Source organism: Pseudomonas hormoni, from assembly GCF_018502625.1.
GTDB lineage: Bacteria > Pseudomonadota > Gammaproteobacteria > Pseudomonadales > Pseudomonadaceae > Aquipseudomonas > Aquipseudomonas hormoni.
Genome location: NZ_CP075566.1, coordinates 1,338,229 through 1,354,108, shown reverse-complemented (window position 1 = coordinate 1,354,108; position 15,880 = coordinate 1,338,229). Strand labels below are relative to the sequence as shown.

The 15,880-nt window shown below is 58.2% G+C and carries 12 protein-coding genes; 8 read left to right on the top strand and 4 right to left on the bottom strand.

Annotated elements, in window-relative coordinates; all coding sequences use genetic code 11:
• Positions 1-48: 48 nt before the first annotated feature.
• Positions 49-1,452 carry an MATE family efflux transporter gene (locus KJF94_RS06235; RefSeq protein ID WP_214381968.1) on the top strand — a complete coding sequence of 468 codons (1,404 nt, stop codon included), beginning with the start codon at positions 49-51 and terminating at the stop codon, positions 1,450-1,452.
• Between the two features lie 108 nt (positions 1,453-1,560).
• On the opposite strand, the gene tusA is transcribed toward KJF94_RS06235, so the two are convergent.
• Both tusA and rlmM read right to left on the bottom strand, forming a co-directional pair.
• On the bottom strand, positions 1,561-1,812 hold the full coding sequence (gene tusA / locus KJF94_RS06230) for a sulfurtransferase TusA (RefSeq protein WP_214381966.1): 252 nt from the start codon (positions 1,810-1,812) through the stop codon (positions 1,561-1,563).
• A gap of 200 nt (positions 1,813-2,012) precedes the next feature.
• On the bottom strand, positions 2,013-3,086 hold the full coding sequence (gene rlmM / locus KJF94_RS06225) for a 23S rRNA (cytidine(2498)-2'-O)-methyltransferase RlmM (RefSeq protein WP_214381964.1): 1,074 nt from the start codon (positions 3,084-3,086) through the stop codon (positions 2,013-2,015).
• A gap of 222 nt (positions 3,087-3,308) precedes the next feature.
• Here rlmM and acnA point away from each other — a divergent pair, with 222 nt between their 5' ends.
• The 3 genes from acnA (at position 3,309) to KJF94_RS06210 (ending at position 8,771) form a co-directional block, all read left to right on the top strand.
• Positions 3,309-6,050, top strand: coding sequence for an aconitate hydratase AcnA (gene acnA, locus KJF94_RS06220; protein ID WP_214381962.1), 2,742 nt, complete (start codon positions 3,309-3,311; stop codon positions 6,048-6,050).
• Positions 6,051-6,310: 260 nt separating this feature from the next.
• Positions 6,311-7,102: a CPBP family intramembrane glutamic endopeptidase gene (locus tag KJF94_RS06215; protein ID WP_214381960.1), complete on the top strand. Its 792-nt coding sequence runs from the start codon at positions 6,311-6,313 to the stop codon at positions 7,100-7,102.
• A gap of 103 nt (positions 7,103-7,205) precedes the next feature.
• Entirely contained in the window at positions 7,206-8,771 is a 1,566-nt protein-coding gene (locus KJF94_RS06210; protein WP_214381958.1) for a methyl-accepting chemotaxis protein, read from the top strand.
• Between the two features lie 83 nt (positions 8,772-8,854).
• Here KJF94_RS06210 and KJF94_RS06205 read toward each other — a convergent pair whose 3' ends face one another.
• Both KJF94_RS06205 and KJF94_RS06200 read right to left on the bottom strand, forming a co-directional pair.
• A complete protein-coding gene (locus tag KJF94_RS06205) occupies positions 8,855-11,293 on the bottom strand; it encodes a phosphatase domain-containing protein (protein ID WP_214381956.1) in 2,439 nt (812 codons plus the stop codon).
• A 440-nt stretch (positions 11,294-11,733) separates the two neighbouring features.
• Entirely contained in the window at positions 11,734-12,414 is a 681-nt protein-coding gene (locus KJF94_RS06200; RefSeq protein WP_214381954.1) for an alpha/beta family hydrolase, read from the bottom strand.
• Between the two features lie 86 nt (positions 12,415-12,500).
• Here KJF94_RS06200 and ccoN point away from each other — a divergent pair, with 86 nt between their 5' ends.
• The 4 genes from ccoN to ccoP are packed head-to-tail and all read left to right on the top strand — an operon-like array spanning position 12,501 to position 15,713.
• Positions 12,501-13,925, top strand: a complete 1,425-nt coding sequence (ccoN, locus tag KJF94_RS06195; protein WP_214381952.1) for a cytochrome-c oxidase, cbb3-type subunit I — start codon at positions 12,501-12,503, stop codon at positions 13,923-13,925.
• 10 nt (positions 13,926-13,935) lie between these two features.
• Positions 13,936-14,544, top strand: coding sequence for a cytochrome-c oxidase, cbb3-type subunit II (gene ccoO / locus KJF94_RS06190; protein ID WP_214381950.1), 609 nt, complete (start codon positions 13,936-13,938; stop codon positions 14,542-14,544).
• A gap of 18 nt (positions 14,545-14,562) precedes the next feature.
• Complete coding sequence (locus tag KJF94_RS06185) at positions 14,563-14,763, top strand: cbb3-type cytochrome oxidase subunit 3 (protein ID WP_284681150.1); 201 nt, start codon at positions 14,563-14,565, stop codon at positions 14,761-14,763.
• Positions 14,760-15,713, top strand: a complete 954-nt coding sequence (ccoP, locus tag KJF94_RS06180) for a cytochrome-c oxidase, cbb3-type subunit III (RefSeq protein ID WP_214381946.1) — start codon at positions 14,760-14,762, stop codon at positions 15,711-15,713. Before KJF94_RS06185 ends, ccoP begins: the two co-directional genes overlap by 4 nt.
• Positions 15,714-15,880 lie beyond the last annotated feature (167 nt).

The following is a 15,880-nucleotide window of genomic DNA, read 5'->3' as shown; positions in this document are numbered from 1 at the left end:
GCGTAGAATGCCCCGCCTCGCGCCTCAAAATCTCTGGACGTTTCGCCCTTGAATTCCGTAACTGACCGCCCCGCTGCCATTTCCCTCAACCGCCCGGCCCGGGTTCGCCTGGAGCTGAAAAACCTGCTCGACCTGGCGCTGCCGATCATGATTGCGCAGCTTGCCACCACCGCGATGGGCTTCGTCGATGCGGTGATGGCCGGACGCGTCGGTCCGCGGGATCTGGCGGCGGTGGCACTGGGTAACTCGATCTGGGTCCCGGTGTTTCTGCTGATGACCGGCACCCTGCTGGCCACCACGCCAAAAGTCGCCCAGCGCTTTGGTGCCGGCACGCACAGTGAGATCGGCCCGATTGTCCGTCAGGCGCTGTGGCTGGCGTTGGTGGTGGGATTGATGGCGACCGGCATGCTGTTCAGCGCCGAGCCGATTTTGCACATCATGAAAGTCGACCCCGAGCTGATCGGCCCGTGCATGCAATACCTGCACGGGATCGCCAGCGGTTTGCCCGCCGTCGCGCTCTACCATGTGCTGCGCTGTTTCAGTGATGGCCTGGGGCGCACACGCCCGGCCATGGTGCTGGGGCTGTGCGGTCTGGCGCTGAACATTCCGCTGAACTACGTCTTCATTTATGGCCACTTCGGTGTGCCGGCCATGGGCGGTGTCGGTTGCGGCTGGGCCACCGCGATTGTGATGTGGGTGATGGCGCTGGGCATGGCCGGCTGGGAACGCTGGGCGCCGGCGTATCAGTCGAGCCAGTTGTTCAGCCGTTTCGACTGGCCGCAATGGTCGGTGATCAAACGCCTGCTGGGCATTGGCCTGCCGATCGGCATCGCGGTGTTCGCCGAGTCGAGCATCTTTGCCGTGATCGCCCTGTTGATCGGCAGCCTCGGCGCCACCGTGGTGGCCGGGCATCAGATCGCGCTGAATTTCAGTTCGCTGGTGTTCATGATCCCCTACTCCCTCGGCATGGCCGTGACGGTGCGCGTCGGCCAGGCGCTCGGCCGTCAGGAACCCCGTGAAGCGCGCTTCGCCGCCGGTGTCGGCATGGGCACGGCGCTGGCTTATGCGTGTATTTCGGCGAGCATGATGCTGTTGCTGCGCGAGCACATCGCCACGATTTACACGGCTGATCCGACGGTGATTCGCGTGGCTGCGATGCTGATCGTGTATTCGGCGCTGTTCCAGTTTTCCGATGCGATCCAGGTCACGGCGGCGGGCGCGTTGCGCGGCTATCAGGACACGCGGGTGACGATGATCCTGACGCTCTTCGCCTATTGGGGCATTGGTTTGCCGGTGGGTTACGCGCTGGGCCTGACCGACTGGTTCGGCGCACCGAGCGGCCCGAGTGGGCTGTGGCAGGGTTTGATCGTCGGCCTGAGCTGCGCCGCGCTGATGCTGTCGATCCGCCTGACGCGTAGTGCGCGCAAGCGGATTCGCAACGGGCTGAGTTGACCCTGTGGGAGCCAGCCTGCTGGCGATTGCGGTGATTCAGTCAACAATGATGTTGAGTTTGAATCAGCCATCGCCAGCAGGCTGGCTCCCACAGTAGTTTTTTGTGGGTCAATCGGACTTCTTGCGGATCCAGTACAGGTAGGTGCCTGCCTCTTCGTGCTGCGCGACCAGTTCGTGGTCAAGGAACACGCAGAACTTGGGAATGTCGCGACGGGTCGACGGATCGGTGGCAATCACCTTGAGCAGGCCGCCGGGCGCCAGGTCACGAATGTGCTGGTGCAGCATCATCACCGGTTCCGGGCAGTTGAGGCCGGTGGCGTCGAGGGTGCCGTCTACCGGCGTATCAAGCATTTCACTCATGATTCACTCCTGAAACTGGCCGGCATTGTCGCGTATTGCCGGGTATGTGGCGAGGGAGCTTGCTCCCGCTGGGCTGCGCAGCAGCCCTAAAATCAGACGCCGAAATCTACTGATAGACCGCATAGCCAGAATTGGGGCCGCTTCGCGACCCAGCGGGAGCAAGCTCCCTCGCCACACAGGCCCTATACATAATTCGCGTATCAGCGGGACTTGGGTTTCTTCACGTCGAGCCGACGCAAGTGGCACGTCACTTCTTCCCGGTCGTGATACAGCTGCTTGCAGCCAATCTCGACCCGGATCCCGCGCTCCTTGAAACCGTCGGCAATCCGCTCCAGCAAGCGTTTCACTTCAGCGTAACGCTGTTTCATCGGCAGTTTGAGGTTGACCACCGCTTCGCGGCAATGGCCCTCGCCGATCCACTCTTCCAGCATCGCGGCGTTGCGTGCCGGTTTCTCGACGATGTCACAAACCATCCAGTCCACTGGCTGTCGGGGCTTATAGGTGAAGCCGTCGGCCATCAAATGTTGCACCAGACCGGTGTCCATCAGGCTTTCCGCCATCGGTCCGTTGTCGATGGCGGTGACCAGCATGCCGCGATTGACCAGTTGCCAGGTCCAGCCACCCGGCGCTGCGCCGAGGTCGACGCCGGTCATGTCACTGTGCAGGCGCTCGTCCCACTGGTCGCGCGGGATGAAGTGGTGCCACGCCTCTTCCAGCTTCAGGGTCGAGCGGCTCGGTGCCTCGCGGGGAAACTTCAGGCGTGGAATGCCCATCGGCCACATCGCCGAGTTGTTCGACTCGGCCAGGCCCATGAACACTTCGCGACCGCTTTTGAACGTCAGCAACAGGCGCGGCTTGTTCGCGTCTTCTACCAGCTTGCCCGCCGCCATCAGCGCCTTGCGCAGGTGCACTTCGAACTTCTTGCAGAAGTTCGACAGTTCCTTGCCATCGTTGGTGTCGACCATTTCCAGCCACAGGCTGCCGCACAGCGGGAAGTCCGCCATGTGCGCGAGGATCACGCTGATGCGGTCGGTTTCCGGCAGGTCGATGAAAATCCCCCGCGCCCACTGGCGCGGAAAGATCAGATCGGTAAAACGCTGGCCGCGCATCAGGCGCTCGGCACCGTCTTCTTCGGTGCAGATGAATTCGGCGCAGGCGCTGGCGGTTTTGGCCTTGGCATAACCGGCCACGTTCAGCCGTGCGGCGTGTTCGGAAATCTCGGAACAGACTTCGCCTTCGAAGCCCGGCCGGCAATGCATAAAGAGGGTGTTCATTCTTACTCCTGGGCAGTTGGCGAAGAATTCAGCCACTGCGCGATGCCCAGACTTGCGTTGAAGCAAAGCCTGTCACGAAAACCGGCGCATGATAGCCGAGTTCGGAACCTCGGACTTGGCCATAGAGTCCAGTTATTAGCTTTAGCGAATGAACAGGGCTAGGTTAAAGGCTCTGTCTGTCCCGTCAGTCCGTAGCCGTGCGGACCCAAAGGAGTCATTTCAATGCCGTCCCTCGATAGCCTGAAAACCCTTAAAACCCTGCAAGTCGACGACAAGACCTACCATTATTTCAGTCTGCCCGACGCCGCCAAAAGCCTCGGTGATCTCGACAAGCTCCCGATGTCGTTGAAAGTGTTGCTGGAAAACCTGCTGCGCTGGGAAGACGAAAAAACCGTCACCGGCGCCGACCTCAGAGCGATTGCCGCCTGGCTCAAGGAACGTCGCTCCGATCGCGAAATCCAGTACCGTCCCGCCCGGGTATTGATGCAAGACTTTACCGGAGTGCCCGCCGTGGTCGACCTGGCAGCCATGCGCGCCGCCATGGCCAAGGCCGGCGGCGATCCGCAGCGCATCAACCCGCTGTCGCCGGTGGATCTGGTGATCGATCACTCGGTGATGGTCGACAAGTTCGGCAGCGCAAGCGCCTTCGGACAGAACGTCGACATCGAAATGCAGCGCAACGGCGAGCGTTATGCCTTTCTGCGCTGGGGCCAGAGCGCCTTCGACAACTTCAGCGTCGTGCCGCCGGGCACCGGGATTTGCCACCAGGTCAACCTCGAATACCTCGGCCGCACTGTCTGGACCAAGGATGAGGACGGTCGCACCTACGCGTTCCCCGACACCCTGGTCGGCACCGATTCCCACACCACCATGATCAACGGCCTCGGCGTGCTCGGCTGGGGCGTCGGCGGGATCGAAGCGGAAGCAGCCATGCTTGGCCAACCGGTGTCGATGCTGATTCCAGAGGTGATCGGCTTCAAACTCACCGGAAAGTTAAAAGAAGGCATCACCGCCACCGACCTGGTGCTGACCGTCACGCAGATGCTGCGCAAGAAAGGCGTGGTCGGCAAGTTCGTCGAGTTCTATGGCGACGGTCTCGCCGACCTGCCGCTGGCCGACCGAGCGACCATCGCCAACATGGCCCCGGAATATGGCGCGACTTGCGGGTTCTTCCCGGTGGATGAAGTGACGCTGGAATACCTGCGCCTGTCCGGTCGGCCGCTTGAAACCGTGAAACTGGTCGAGGCTTACAGCAAGGCCCAGGGGCTGTGGCGTCTGCCGGCTCAGGAACCGGTGTTCACCGACAGCCTGGCGCTGGACATGGGCAGCGTCGAAGCAAGCCTTGCCGGGCCGAAACGCCCCCAGGATCGGGTGTCGCTGCCGAATGTCGCGCAAGCGTTCAGTGACTTCATCGAACTGCAATTCAAACCCACCAGCAAGGAAGTCGGTCGTCTCGAAAGTGAAGGCGGCGGTGGCGTTGCGGTGGGCAATGCCGATCTGGCCGGTGAAGCAGACTACGAATACGACGGCCAGACTTATCGATTGAAAAACGGCGCGGTGGTGATCGCCGCAATCACCTCGTGCACCAACACCTCCAACCCGAGCGTGATGATGGCCGCAGGGCTGGTGGCGAAGAAAGCCGTGGAGAAAGGCCTCAAGCGCAAACCGTGGGTCAAGAGCTCGCTGGCCCCAGGCTCGAAAGTGGTCACCGACTACTACAAGGCCGCCGGCCTGACCCAATACCTTGATGAACTGGGTTTTGCATTGGTCGGTTACGGCTGCACCACCTGCATCGGCAACTCCGGGCCCTTGCCGGAGCCGATCGAAAAAGCCATTCAGGCCGCCGACCTGACCGTCGCCTCTGTGCTCTCGGGCAATCGCAACTTCGAAGGTCGCGTACATCCGCTGGTGAAAACCAACTGGCTGGCCTCCCCACCCCTGGTCGTTGCTTACGCGCTGGCCGGCACGGTACGCATCGACATCAGCAGTGAGCCTTTGGGCACCGACAAGGATGGCAACCTGGTGTATCTGCGGGACATCTGGCCAAGCACCAAAGAAATCGCTGACGCGGTGAATCAGGTCAACACCGCGATGTTCCACAAGGAATACGCCGAAGTGTTTGCCGGCGATGCGCAATGGCAGGCGATTGAAGTGCCGCAAGCGGCGACGTATGTCTGGCAGGACGATTCGACTTACATCCAGCATCCGCCGTTTTTCGACGACATCGGCGGCCCGCCGCCCGTGGTCAAGGACGTCGCAGGCGCCCGGGTCCTCGCGCTGCTCGGCGACTCGGTGACCACCGACCACATCTCCCCGGCCGGCAACATCAAGTCCGACAGCCCGGCGGGCAACTACCTGCGCGAGAAAGGCGTGGAACCTCGGGACTTCAACTCCTACGGTTCCCGTCGCGGCAACCATCAAGTGATGATGCGCGGCACCTTCGCCAACATCCGCATACGCAACGAAATGCTCGGTGGCGAGGAAGGCGGCAATACGATTTACATTCCCACCGGGGAACGAATGGCGATCTACGATGCGGCCATGCGTTACCAAGCCTCGGGCACGCCGCTGGTGGTGATCGCCGGGCAGGAATATGGCACCGGCTCGAGCCGCGACTGGGCCGCCAAGGGCACCAATCTGTTGGGTGTGAAAGCGGTCATCGCCGAAAGCTTCGAGCGGATTCACCGTTCCAATCTGGTGGGCATGGGCGTGTTGCCACTGCAGTTCAAACTGGATCAGAACCGCAAGAGCCTGAATCTCACGGGCAAGGAAACGCTGGATATTCTGGGTTTGACGGGCGTGGAGTTGACGCCGCGGATGAACCTGACGCTCATCATCACCCGCGAGGACGGCAGCCGCGAGAAAGTCGAGGTGTTGTGCCGGATCGATACACTTAATGAAGTGGAGTACTTCAAGTCGGGAGGGATTTTGCATTACGTGTTGCGGCAGTTGATTGCGTCGTGACTGCCTGCTGATAAAAGACACCGCCTTCGGGCGGTGTTTTTGTTTGGGCCCTGCTTATAATCGCGCCCCTCAAACATTGCACAACCTTGTGGCGAGGGAGCTTGCTCCCGCTGGGCTGCGAAGCGGCCCCAAATCCGGTGGCCACATTGTTTCAGGCAGACCGCATCGGCTGGTTCTACGACTGCTTCGCCCGGGCGCGGATCGGCCGACGGGAGCAAGCTCCCTCGCCACAAAAGCTCTTCAGCCCTAAAGGACTCAATATGCTCGCCCTGCCATGGATTCATCTGGCCCTCCTCTCCTTCGGCTACGGCCTGGCCCTGACCTATGGCCACCTCGGCTGGCTCGCCGGAATTTCCGTCGCATTGCTATTGACCGCCGGTTTCGCCGCACGCCAACAGCACCTGCGCATCGGCCGCTACCTCGGCCACGCGCTGTTCATTTTCATGGCCCTCGCACTGGCCATGCACTGGCTCCCCGGTTTCTACAACGGCCTCGGCATCAATCCCCAACGCTTCACCGACGATGCCGTGCCGTTTTCCATGTACCTGAATCTGGACAAACCGCTGATTGGCTTCTGGCTGTTGCTGGTCTGTCCGTGGATTGTCGGCCGGCGTTCGCTGCGGCTTTCCGTTTTTGCTACCGCGATGGGGCTGACACTGAGCACCGTGCTGGCGCTGGGCGGCGCGTTGTTGTTGGGCGTGATCGGTTGGGCACCGAAGTGGCCGGATCACGCGTGGCTGTGGGTGCTGAACAATCTGCTGCTGGTAACGCTGGTGGAGGAAGCGCTGTTTCGCGGCTACATCCAGGGCGGTCTGAGCCGGTACTTCAAACATTTGCCTTATGGCGAAAACCTCGCGCTACTGCTCGCCTCGCTGTTGTTTGGCCTGGTGCATCTGAGTGCCGGCTGGCAATGGGTGTTGCTGGCGAGCCTGGCAGGTGTCGGCTATGGTCTGGCCTACCGTTTCGGCGGGCTGGGGGCAGCCATCGCCACGCATTTCGGCTTGAACCTGCTGCATTTCGGCCTGTTCACCTATCCGATGCTGGCCGGCTGACGCAACGGTCGTTTTGCGACACATCGCTGATTATTGAAAAATAATTTCAATAAATTCCTGACAGCGCCGACAACCTCTCAAAGCCTTGCGGATTGAAAAAGCCATGCGTAACAACCAGCCCATTACACAACGCGAACGGACCTTCCCGGCTCAGCAACGGTTGATTTCTACCACCGATGCCAAGGGCGTGATCACTTACTGCAACGACGCGTTCGTCGAAATCAGTGGGTATTCCCGTGAGGAATTGATCCGTGCACCGCACAACCTGGTCCGTCACCCCGACGTACCGGCCGCGGTGTTCGCGCACATGTGGGGCACACTGAAACAAGGCTTGCCATGGATGGGCATTGTCAAGAATCGCTGCAAGACCGGTGACCACTACTGGGTCAACGCCTACGTCACACCGGTTTTCGAAGGCAATCAGGTCGTCGGTTACGAGTCGGTGCGGGTCAAGCCCACCGCCGAACAGATCCAGCGTGCCGAAGCGCTCTACCAACGCATCAACCAGGGCAAGTCAGCGATTCCTTCCTCCGATAAATGGCTGCCGGTGCTTCAGGACTGGCTGCCGTTCATTCTGGTCAGCCAGCTGAGCTTCATGATCGGTGCCACGCTCAACTCTCAGTGGGGCTTTGCCCTGGCCGCGGGCCTTTCGGTGCCGTTGGGCCTGCTGGGGTTGAGCTGGCAACAGCGCGGTCTCAAGCGCTTGCTGCGCTTGGCCGAGCAAACCACGTCCGACCCGTTGATCGCGCAGATGTACACCGACAGCCGTGGCGCTCAGGCGCGTCTGGAGATGTCGATCCTCAGTCAGGAAGCCCGCCTGAAAACCTGCCTGACCCGTCTGCAGGACACCGCCGAGCATTTGAGCGATCAGGCGAAACAGTCCGACACCCTGGCTCACAGCAGCTCCACCGGCCTGGAACGTCAGCGCGTCGAAACCGAACAAGTGGCAACCGCCGTCAACCAGATGGCCGCCACCACGCAGGAAGTGGCCAGCCACGTGCAGCGCACGGCGGACGCGACTCAGGAAGCCAACCGCCTGACCGGGCGCGGTCGCGACATCGCCGGGGAAACCCGCGAAGCCATTCAGCGCCTGTCGGTGGTGGTCGGTGAAACCGGGCAGACCGTCACGCAACTGGCCAAGGACAGCGACGAAATCGGCGGCGTGGTCGACGTGATCAAAGGCATCGCCGACCAGACCAACCTGCTGGCGTTGAATGCCGCGATCGAAGCGGCACGTGCCGGTGAGATGGGTCGTGGTTTTGCGGTGGTGGCAGACGAAGTCCGTCAACTGGCGCAACGCACCAGCGAATCCACCGGGCAGATTCACGCCCTGATCGCCAAGCTGCAACAGACCGCCAGCACCGCGGTGCAAACCATGGAAGCCGGGCATCGCCAGGCGGAAGAAGGTGTGGCGCGGGTACTGGAAGCGGACCAGGCGCTGGTCGGGATCAGCGAAGCGGTGGCGCACATAACCGACATGACCACCCAGATTGCGGCCGCGACCGAAGAGCAAAGCTCGGTGGCTGAAGAAATCAGCCGCAACATCAGCAACATCTCGCAACTGGCTGACCAGACGTCGGAACAGGCGCAGCACTCGGCGTTGTTGAGTGAAGAGCTGACGAAGACTGCGAATACTCAGTATTCGTTGGTGGAGCGGTTTAACCGCTGAGAATCCCCTATATACATGACAGAGCTTTGAGCTCTGCCATGTATAAATGGGGTTAGTGATTACTACAATTCGACATCACTAACTTACTCACCCCACCTTTTCTTGACATAGCTCGAGAATGACTCCCTCTCTCCACCCTTGCTGATTTGTTCCTTGCAGAACTCATAATAGGTAGCCAAACACCCCATTCTCTGTGCCTTGAATTCTTTATTAGTCTCGTTCGCGACTGGCGCCAACCTCAGATCATGCCCACCTAACAAACACTGACGGTTGACAATATCGAAAAACGGAACACGATCTGCGTTTTTAAACATATCGTACATGGCCATCATAAAGCCTGAACGCCCTCCTCCTCCAGCACAATGAATATGCATCCAGTTCTCTGTAGATTGCGCCTTTATTAGTTCATCAAACTGAGCCATGGCTTGCAGATCAGGAGGAAGATGATCGACCACTGGAAGCCGCATATAAGATATATTTTGCGCACGCAACCACTCCTCTTCCGATTGAGGGGCTGCCTGTAACTCTCCTATCTGCAGAGACGGAGGCAAACCGTTCTTGGCAGACTTTGGTTCGTACAACATAATCTGCCCACCCTCTGACAACCCCGTTATAGACTCGCGCTCTTTAATGGTTAGTTCTTCCACCGTCAAACCAATATTGCCCCAGCCATTTTTTACATACCAAGTAACGGCATGCCCATCTACGAAACAATGGGACTCCCGGCGTAAATCAATAACAGTTAAATCTTCAGGATTGTCGACAGCTGCTTGTATAGCGGCCAACCCTTGCTGAGAAAACTGGCCGCTTGCAGATGCGCGCAACTCAGCCAAACCTTCAATGTTTACAGAAGTATTTTTTAATGAAGTTAAATCGGTAGGACTGCGAAAATATTTGGGTAAGCCGACCTCTTTCTTCGCATGAACCACCAATTTAGGCTCAGCATCTACATTCTGCGGCATAATAAACCCAGTCGATCTCGGATCCTGTGGAATCATGATGGTCTCGGGAGCTTGCAGACATAGCATCCTGATAAATGCTGCGCCTCCATCTTCTACTGGATAGTAAGGATCACCGGCCAGAACCCCATCAATATGGCCCTCTTTGACTCTAATAATCCCTGCAAAATCTGGAGAGTGCCCCTTGGTAACCGAAAGACTATCGATAACAAAAGGGGCACGGGGGACAACATATAATTTATCGGCCATCTTGATCAGCACAGCGAAATCATTGAAGGTCCTTTCGTTTCTGAAAGCACTTTCTACGGGCAGGTTATTTTTTCGATAGAGTAACTGCCCCTTAGCATCCAGATAAACCTCTGCTCGCTGCATCTCATTGGGAGTCAAAAAATACCTTACAGAGTTCGTAATGACTCCTTTTCGTATAAACGCATGATCCGCATCAAGCGCGGGATCCCTCGCATATTCGTTCAACCACGCAAGTGCCGGTTTGCCTGAAGCCTGCCACTCCTCATATAGTTTCTGAGGCACATGGAATGGCAGAACGCTATTTACGTCTATGACTCCCTTTATTTGACTGAGCACGTCTTTTTCGAACGCCTTCTCAATGCGAGGCATTGCAGACTGAACAATTCCAGCCCTGAGGGAACTATTAATCGCATTGGATTCGATCGTGCTCGAATGCTCATAATTCCTGATGATTGGATGAGCAACATTCTGAGTTTCAAGATATGCCGAAAATTTATCAATCAAGCCAAGCCCGGTTTTATAGTGCCCCGTTTTACTGGTCAACCCTACAACTTGCCCTTCTACTAACTTAATTTCGCCAGCATAACGCACGGGCTTGCCACCTGAAATAGTTGTGTGATGAAGCTCACTCCTTCGATGCTCAAATATGAATATCTGACCTTCTGTAGACTGTACAATGGTTGCCCATCCCGGCCCCGCCTCATTCGTATAATACATTTCAGTGCTAGCCGGATTATTGTTCGAATCGTAGAAAACACCGCCTCTGATGCTAACACTAGATGCAGCCAAATCCGCGCCTGTCAAAAACTGTATTTCTCGGGCGCCAATAATATTTCGCTCAAGATTTCGACGCTGATCTTCACTCATATGATTATAAGCCGGATCGGCAGAAGAACGATTATAGCTATCTAACCATACAGTGATACTGGGGTGGACATCCTGAGCAAAAAAGCCCTTTAGATGACTCGGCGCAACGCCCGGCGGTCGTAACTCCAACACACCTGTATTACTCTCCAAGCGTTCAGAAGGACGATATAAAGAGGCTGTATTTTCAGAGTCTCCGCCTCGAACATACCGTATCAAACCAACAGCTTCCCTCCACAACTCGGCACTTGCATGTTTTTTATTTTCTCCTCTTTCCAGACTTCCATCCTGTTCAGCCAATGCCACGGAGAGATTTTGTCTAGCTATTGAAATCCCGTCTTCTTTCGCAAACACCCGCAGAGCCTGACCAAACAACTCACTTATCTTTTCTTCAATCCCTATTCTTTCCATGCCCTCTGCTGCATCTAAACTTTCATAAAGCTTTGTCAACTCTTGATTCCGCGCTTCAACCTCGGAAAAAAAATCTGGATCGTTAGTGCGCTACGCTATAAGATCCTTCCGATCATAAGGAGTAGTTGCACCTCCTTTAGCAGTTAGCTCACCTGAGGTTCCAACCGATTTAACAGCCTCAGACAAAAGGGATTTATCGTCATTACATACAGGTCTTGAAGCCTCCACTGATACTTGCCCAAGAACATTCTCAGAGTTAGCCGTAGCTCCTAGCTGCCATTGAACTTCAAAAAACCCGCCACTCCTTGCTCCGCGATTGCCGTCAAGTCCAGGCTGCGCAGTCGAACAACCACTAGCTAAAACAGTGCCGAGCATATAAACCTCTCTACAAAAAATCCGAGCTTACAAGCTGATTTTTATAGGAGATATCAAATACCGCTCGTCACGTAGCACCCGTTCAAAATTTAAATTTCATTCAACTAAAATCTCATATAGCTAACCGTTTTTCTTGCTGCCGCATCCATATGCTGCTCATGGGTAAACCCCGAAGCCTTCAACGGCTTCAAATCGTGATCCCCCGCCGTTAGCCAAAACACCTCGATACTCGGCGACAACGCATAACTCTCAACCGCCTCGCGATTGCCTAGCGCATCCCGCTCACCCTGAACAATCAACGTCGGCGTTTTGAGAGCAGCCAAATGCTCCACCCGCGGCTTCTCCGGTTTACCCACCGCATAAAACGGATACCCGAGGCACACCAACGCATCCGCCCCCAATTCATCCGCCAGCAAGCTCGCCATCCGCCCACCCATGGACTTGCCGCCAATGGCCAAACGCCCAGTGACATGGCGTCGCACCACCGCATACACCTCACGCCAGCATTCCAGCAGTTTCGGCGCCGGATTCGGTGGACGTTTACCGCCATCGACACGCCGTTGCGCCATGTACGGAAACTCGAAGCGCAACACGTTGACGCCCAGCGCAGCAAGGCGCGCAGCCATGTCGCTCATCCAGGCGCTGTCCATCGGCGCACCGGCGCCATGGGCGAGAATCAGTGTCGCCGATGCTGGTCCTGAGGCGGCATTCCACAACCATCCATGATCCCGCACACACTGCGCCCATTGATCCCCGTCAATACTGGCCTTGTGCTCTTTGTCCATGCTTGCCTCGCTTTTAGTCTGCCTATAACTCCAGGCGAAGGACGCGTTGCTCGCGCTCACTTCGGCTGAACCGTGGATGGGGAACCATGAACACTTCTATCAGTACCGCCTACAACTACAAGGTGGTCCGCCAATTCGCCATTATGACGGTGGTGTGGGGCATCGTCGGCATGGGGCTCGGGGTTTTTCTCGCGGCTCAATTGGTCTGGCCTGAACTCAACTTCGATTTGCCGTGGACCAGTTTCGGGCGGTTGCGCCCACTGCACACCAACGCGGTGATCTTTGCCTTCGGCGGTTGCGCCCTGTTCGCCAGTTCGTTCTATTCGGTGCAACGCACCTGCCAAACACAGCTGTTTGCGCCGAAAATCGCCGCGTTCTGCTTCTGGGGCTGGCAACTGGTGATTCTGCTCGCGGCCATCAGCCTGCCGCTGGGTTACACCAGCTCCAAGGAATATGCCGAACTGGAATGGCCGATCGATATCCTGATCACCATCGTCTGGGTTGCCTACGCCGTGGTGTTCTTCGGCACGATCATGCAACGCAAGACCAAGCACATCTATGTCGGCAACTGGTTCTTCGGTGCGTTCATCATCACCGTGGCGATTCTGCACATCGTCAACAACCTTGAGCTGCCGGTGAGTTTCACCAAGTCCTACTCGGTGTACGCCGGTGCGACCGATGCCATGGTGCAGTGGTGGTATGGACACAACGCCGTAGGCTTTTTCCTCACCGCCGGTTTCCTCGGGATGATGTATTACTTCGTGCCGAAACAGGCCGAGCGTCCGGTGTATTCCTATCGCTTGTCCATCGTGCACTTCTGGGCGCTGATCACCCTGTACATCTGGGCCGGTCCGCACCACTTGCACTACACCGCACTGCCGGACTGGGCGCAGTCGCTGGGCATGGTGATGTCGCTGATCCTGCTGGCGCCAAGCTGGGGCGGGATGATCAACGGGATGATGACGCTCTCGGGCGCCTGGCATAAGTTGCGCAGCGACCCGATCCTGCGCTTCCTCGTGGTGTCGCTGGCCTTCTACGGCATGTCGACCTTCGAAGGGCCGATGATGGCGATCAAGACCGTCAACGCCCTCTCCCACTACACCGACTGGACCATCGGCCACGTACACGCCGGCGCACTCGGCTGGGTGGCGATGATTTCCATCGGCGCGCTGTACCACATGATCCCGAAAGTCTTTGGTCGAGCGCAGATGCACAGCATCGGCCTGATCAACGCGCACTTCTGGCTCGCGACCATCGGCACCGTGTTGTACATCGCGTCGATGTGGGTCAACGGCATCGCACAGGGCCTGATGTGGCGCGCAGTCAACGAAGACGGCACGCTGACCTACTCCTTCGTCGAAACCCTGGTGGCCAGCCACCCAGGCTTCGTCGTGCGACTGGTGGGCGGTGCGATCTTCCTCAGCGGCATGTTCCTGATGGCTTACAACACCTGGCGCACCGTGCGGGCCTCGCAGCCTGCCGAAGTCGCCGCTGCCGCGCAGATCGCCTGAGGAGTCCGCCATGAAACACGAAACAATCGAGAAAAACGTCGGCCTGCTGTTGCTGCTGATGGTCCTGGCCGTGAGCATCGGTGGCCTGACCCAGATCGTCCCGCTGTTCTTCCAGGACGTGACCAACAAACCGGTGGAAGGCATGAAGCCCTACACCGCGCTGCAACTGGAAGGTCGCGACATCTACATCCGCGAAGGCTGCGTCGGCTGCCACTCGCAGATGATCCGGCCGTTCCGCGCCGAGACCGAACGCTACGGTCACTACTCGGTGGCTGGTGAGAGCGTCTGGGATCACCCGTTCCTCTGGGGCTCCAAGCGTACCGGACCGGATCTGGCGCGAGTGGGCGGTCGCTACTCCGAAGACTGGCACCGCGCGCACTTGTACAACCCGCGCAACGTGGTGCCGGAATCGAAGATGCCTGCCTACCCGTGGCTGGTGGCCAATCAACTCGACAGCAGCCACACCGAAACCAAGATCAAGGCCATGCGCACCCTCGGCGTGCCGTACACCGATGACGACATCACCGGCAGCGTCGAATCGCTCAAGGGCAAGACCGAAATGGACGCCTTGGTCGCCTACCTGCAAGTGCTCGGCACTGCCATCAAGAGCAAGAGGTGAGCCATGCCCATGTCTTTTATAGCGAGCGAAATGAGCAGTGGAATGATCCGCGGCCTGGGCACGGTCGTGGTGTTCGTGGCCTTCGTCGGCCTGACGCTGTGGGTGTTCAACAGCAAGCGCAATCCGGAATTCGCCGAAGCGCGCTTGCTGCCGTTCGCCGATGAACCCCTGGCCGACGACGCCACCCAAGAACCTGAAACAAGGAGTACCCGGTCATGACCACCTTCTGGAGTACGTGGATCTGCGTACTGACCATCGGCAGCCTGATCGGCCTGACCTGGCTGCTGATCGGCACCCGCAAGGGCGAAACCAAGGGCAGCGTCGACCAGACCATGGGCCACAGCTTCGACGGCATTGAGGAGTACGACAACCCGCTGCCGCAGTGGTGGTTCATGCTGTTCGCCGGCACGCTGGTGTTTGCCGTGGGTTACCTGATTCTCTATCCGGGCCTGGGCAACTGGAAAGGCATCCTGCCGGGATACGAGGACGGCTGGACCGGCGTGCACGAATGGGAAAGGGAGATGAACAAGGCCGACGCGAAGTTCGGACCGATCTTCGCCAAATTCGCCGCCATGCCATTGGAAGAAGTGGCCAAGGACCCGCAAGCGCTGAAAATGGGCGGCCGCCTGTTCGCGTCGAACTGCTCGGTGTGCCACGGCTCGGATGCCAAGGGCGCTTTCGGCTTCCCGAACCTGGCCGACAGCAACTGGCGCTGGGGCGGCGACGCCGAGATGATCAAGACCACGATCATGGGCGGGCGCATGGCAGCGATGCCGGCCTGGGGTGAAATCCTCGGTGACGCCGGTGTGAAAAACGTTGCGGCGTATGTACGTCATGAACTGGCGGGCTTGCCATTGCCGGCGGACAACACCGCCGACCTGCAGGCCGGACAGCAAGCGTTCAGCACTACTTGCGTAGCCTGTCATGGGGCAAACGGCCAGGGCACTGAAGCCATGGGCGCGCCGAATCTGACGCAACCGGCCGGGTTTATCTACGGTACAAGCCTGGCGCAACTGCAACAAACGATTCGCCATGGCCGCCAGGGCCATATGCCGGCGCAGAACGAACTGCTCGGCAACGATAAGGTGCAACTGCTGGCCGCTTATGTGTACAGCCTGTCCCACAGTGTGAATACAGAGCGTTTGCAGGCTGAAGGCAAAAGCGAATAATTCTTGACCGCTCTACTGCCGCATTCTCCCCGGATGCGGCAGTTCCCTGCCCCTTTGCGACCCATTGTCGCACCCTCCGTTAGTCCTCCTTTCGATTCCCCGGATTCGGGTCTAAGCTTGATCCGATACAGACTGGCATGAGCCGGTTCCAGGTCGACCCAACCCGA

Bases quoted from the DNA above. Each gene is read 5' to 3' on its own strand.
- ccoP (WP_214381946.1), top strand. From the start codon at position 14,760: ATGACCACCTTCTGGAGTACGTGGATCTGCGTACTGACCATCGGCAGC.
- ccoO (WP_214381950.1), top strand. From the start codon at position 13,936: ATGAAACACGAAACAATCGAGAAAAACGTCGGCCTGCTGTTGCTGCTG.
- ccoN (WP_214381952.1), top strand. From the start codon at position 12,501: ATGAACACTTCTATCAGTACCGCCTACAACTACAAGGTGGTCCGCCAA.
- KJF94_RS06200 (WP_214381954.1), bottom strand. From the start codon at position 12,414: ATGGACAAAGAGCACAAGGCCAGTATTGACGGGGATCAATGGGCGCAG.
- KJF94_RS06215 (WP_214381960.1), top strand. From the start codon at position 6,311: ATGCTCGCCCTGCCATGGATTCATCTGGCCCTCCTCTCCTTCGGCTAC.
- KJF94_RS06210 (WP_214381958.1), top strand. From the start codon at position 7,206: ATGCGTAACAACCAGCCCATTACACAACGCGAACGGACCTTCCCGGCT.
- rlmM (WP_214381964.1), bottom strand. From the start codon at position 3,086: ATGAACACCCTCTTTATGCATTGCCGGCCGGGCTTCGAAGGCGAAGTC.
- acnA (WP_214381962.1), top strand. From the start codon at position 3,309: ATGCCGTCCCTCGATAGCCTGAAAACCCTTAAAACCCTGCAAGTCGAC.
- tusA (WP_214381966.1), bottom strand. From the start codon at position 1,812: ATGAGTGAAATGCTTGATACGCCGGTAGACGGCACCCTCGACGCCACC.